Raw genomic sequence first — 3,735 nt, forward strand, 5'->3', positions numbered from 1 at the left:
AAAAAGCTTAAAAATGAAAATGTTATAGAGAGAGTTGGGGCGAATAAGGGTGGTTCTTGGGAGGTAGTAGGATGAAAATTAAAATAAGTATCAAATATAATCCAATTATGCTACAATATTGTCAATTCAACAATAAAAGAATAAAAAATGAATAAGGTAAAACTTTTTGACAACGCCCTAAAATACCACAACATCACAAAAAAAGAGTTCTCTCAAAAAAGTGAGATACCTTACGACACAGTAGCAGGGTGGAAACGCAATGGTAGTGTGCCTAACTTTGCATTTGTACTACTCAAAAAGATAGCATTTACGGAAAATCCTAGACGGCATCAGCTTCGGTTAAAAGCAATGCCTATTAAACTAACAGATGGTCTAAAAAAAGAGATACAAGTAGCTTTTTGGGGTAAGAACTATGAAGTGAGCTACATACTTAAAGAGGTGCGAAGAGGAAATGTAGCTTTTGTTAAACCCTTTTTTGAGAATCTGTTTTATGGAGATGTTTTAAAGATTTTACCCATAAAAGCAATAGAGAAACTTCTTCCAACTATAGATGAGCTTTTTAAAGAGCAAACGGTTTTGTTTTGGAGAAATGTGGTGAAAATGTATCGAGAAGGAGGGGTGAAAGTTGCGTAATTCACCTAACCACTCGAAACGACAAACTGTTCTGCTTAAAATCAAATACCCCTTCACCCTCTTCTAAAAAAGTAAAAAGTTTAGCCACATCACCTCGCTCTTCACTACTCTCATCCCAAGCTATATCAATAATCTGGGCAATAGGGGGCGTATCCTCTTGGGGTTGAGGTAAGAGCAGTAGCCATCTACTGGACTCCGTGATGGTTTCACACTGAAATCTGTCTCGGTAGAGTTCCAAATCTTCTGTCGCCTCATCTACCATGCCCAAGAGAACTGTTTTGCCATTTTTGACATCTACAAATGCTTGCGGAATGGCTGATTCAAATCTATCGACAAAGAGGGTTTTCCCTTTGATGTTAAAGTGTTTTGCCACATAAAATAGGGTGGAGACATTGACACCGTTTAAAAAAGTAAATGGCATGGGGAGTTGTTTGTTGAGAAAAATATCTTTTAGAATTTTAACAGAGCTATTGAGGTTGCCGTTGTTACTTGCTACATAGAGACTGCTTTCTGGGGCTAAGATAGTATCTTCTATACACTTCTCTGCACCTAAAAGTGTGAGATTGATGTAGTTGTCTGCTCGATTGACTCTCTTTTTGAGATGCATTTTTTTATTGCTTAAGGTTTCTGTTACCTCTTCTGTATGGTTTGAAAAAGCGTAGATATACATGTTAGACTCCATTAGACATCTTGCAAAACTTTTTGGAATCGGAGACTTTAGTCCCGAATGTTACGAGGCTAAAGCCATCGGTTCCTAGTTTTGGAAGTTTACTATATTTTATAACTAAAGAGCTGTTGTTGCCACCAAAACCGAAATAGTTCAAGAGATAGTAGCCCTCTTTTGGTTCTATTGTATGCTCTAAGGGGATGATATTGCACTCACTGTCTTGTTCTTGGAAATTGATGCTTTTGGGTATAAATCCCTGTCTTATCGCCTCTATCAACAGTACCAACTCGCTCGTCCCACAAGCACCCATAGTGTGTCCTATATAGGGTTTGAGTCCTGTAATTGGAGGGAGAGTATCAAAGAGCATGTGAATCGCTTTGGATTCAGCATCATCATTTTGTCGTGTTGAGGTGGAGTGTGTTTTGATAAGCACAATATCTTTTGGCTCTATCTTGGCTTGGCTTATCGCCTCTCTCATCACATGGGAGAGATTGGTTGGGGTTGGGCTGGTGATGGAGGTGGTATCTACTTTAATAGAGCCTGAGACTATCTCAAACTCTCCTTCTGTTTTACCTAGTACCAAAGCCGATAGTGCTTCGCCGAGTATCACCCCATCTCGTCTGCTATCAAAAGGTCTCATCCTCTCTTTGGAGAGCAACATAAAAGATTCAAATCCTTTAAGCGTCACCTCATTGTAGAGTTCAACACCCACAACAATGGCTTTTTCGACCAATCCACTCTCTATCATCTCTTTGGCTTGAAGTAGAGCGTTGGAGCTTGAGGTACAGGCAGTTGAGATGATGCTACTGAATCCTTTTATACCTAATCGATGGCTAATTTTGGTATTTATTGTAGACATATCTAGCTCTCTTAGGGCATCACCATTGATTTTGGCGTATGCTTCATTGATGGGAAGCAGGGCAGAGCATGTACCTACAAATAGTGCAATATTGCTCAAATCTTCTGGAGTGAGATTGGCACTCTCTATCGCCTCTTGGGTAATTCTCTCTATGAGGTCATAGTAGTCATCCTCTTGACGATTTTTGATATTGTAAAATCTATTTCCATCTTTTAGGATTATGGGTTCGGTGTGGCTGTTCTGTATCGCTTTAGCTGAGTCTTTTGCACTCTCTCCTAAGGAGCTTATTAGGGAGTAGCCTTCTATATATACCATTATGTTTTCTTTCATTAAATATGTTTGAATTATATCAAAAAGTTACTTTTTTTTAAATATACCTTGCTAGGAACCGATGGCTTTAGCCTCGTTATATTCGCGACTTTAGTCTCCGATTCCAAGAAGTTTTGCAAGATATCTAATATTGTGATAAAATTCCGAAACAAAACGATGAGGATGATATATGAAAAAGCGAGAAAGCATCTCAGCCTTGGATGCTCAACTAGAGGCTCTAAAGATAGCCTTTGCTCCTGTTATATTTCAGGTGGTAAGAACCATGAGAGAGTTTGGGATATTGACACTTTTGGATAAGCATAAAGAGGGATTGACTCTGGAAGAGATTGCTCAAAAATCCGATATAAGCTCTTATGGTGCAAAGATACTGCTAGAGAGTGCGTTGAGTGCTTCGGTTGTGTTGGAAGATGAGGGGAGATATAGACTCTCAAAGATAGGGTATTTTTTGGAAAATGATACCATGGTCAAAACCAATATGGAGTTTAATCATCATGTCAATTATAAAGGGCTTTTTGAGCTTGATAAATCTATCAAAGAGCAGAGACCTGTAGGATTAGAGGTGTTTGGAGAGTGGGATACCATCTATCCACATTTGGGTGTTCTTCCTCCAAAAGCCAAAAAAGCTTGGTTTGATTTTGACCATTTTTACTCTGATTCGGCTTTTGATAGTTCGATAGAGAAGCTAAAAGCTTTTAATCCTCAAACGGTACTTGATATAGGTGGAAATACAGGAAAATTCTCTATTAGATTTGCCAAAAACTCTGAAAATATTAACCTTACGATACTTGACCTGCCTGGACAGATAGAGATGGCTCAGAAAAATATCAGAGAGAATGGATTGGAAGATAGAGTTAACTTTTTCCCTTTGGATATACTCAACCATGAGGCAGAGATTCCTAAAGGTTTTGACATTATATGGATGAGTCAATTTATCGACTGTTTTTCGAAAGAGGATGCGATTAAAATCTTGACAAGGGTTAGAGAGTCGATGGATGAGAATGCTAGATTGTGTATCTTGGAGCCTCTTTGGGACAAACAACGCTTTAAATCAGCATCATACTGCATTATCAACACCTCTCCCTATTTTACAGCGATGGCAAATGGTTGCAGTAAGATGTTCAACTCCACAGACCTTTTTGATTATATTAGAAGAGCAGGACTGGAGATTGAAGAGACGATTGACAATTTGGGGGTCTCACCGCACACTCTTGTAAAGTGTAAAAAGTCGTTATAAGAGATGATATTG

General features: G+C 38.7%; 4 protein-coding genes. 2 read left to right on the forward strand and 2 right to left on the reverse strand.

From position 1 onward, the window contains the following. Positions 1–147: 147 nt before the first annotated feature. Positions 148–633, forward strand: coding sequence for a hypothetical protein (locus tag GSY74_RS10515; RefSeq protein WP_164665074.1), 486 nt, complete (start codon positions 148–150; stop codon positions 631–633). Position 634: 1 nt separating this feature from the next. On the opposite strand, the gene GSY74_RS10520 is transcribed toward GSY74_RS10515, so the two are convergent. Beyond that, positions 635–1,315: a hypothetical protein gene (locus GSY74_RS10520; RefSeq protein WP_164665076.1), complete on the reverse strand. Its 681-nt coding sequence runs from the start codon at positions 1,313–1,315 to the stop codon at positions 635–637. Continuing rightward, entirely contained in the window at positions 1,305–2,474 is a 1,170-nt protein-coding gene (locus tag GSY74_RS10525; RefSeq protein WP_164665078.1) for a beta-ketoacyl synthase N-terminal-like domain-containing protein, read from the reverse strand. The genes GSY74_RS10520 and GSY74_RS10525 overlap by 11 nt, the downstream gene beginning before the upstream one ends. Before the next feature lie 184 nt (positions 2,475–2,658). On the opposite strand from GSY74_RS10525, the gene GSY74_RS10530 reads away from it, so the two are divergent. Continuing rightward, positions 2,659–3,723 carry a cyclopropane-fatty-acyl-phospholipid synthase family protein gene (locus tag GSY74_RS10530; RefSeq protein WP_164665079.1) on the forward strand — a complete coding sequence of 355 codons (1,065 nt, stop codon included), beginning with the start codon at positions 2,659–2,661 and terminating at the stop codon, positions 3,721–3,723. Positions 3,724–3,735: the final 12 nt, after the last annotated feature.

This window comes from Sulfurovum sp. bin170 (assembly GCF_010892395.1).
GTDB lineage: Bacteria > Campylobacterota > Campylobacteria > Campylobacterales > Sulfurovaceae > UBA1140.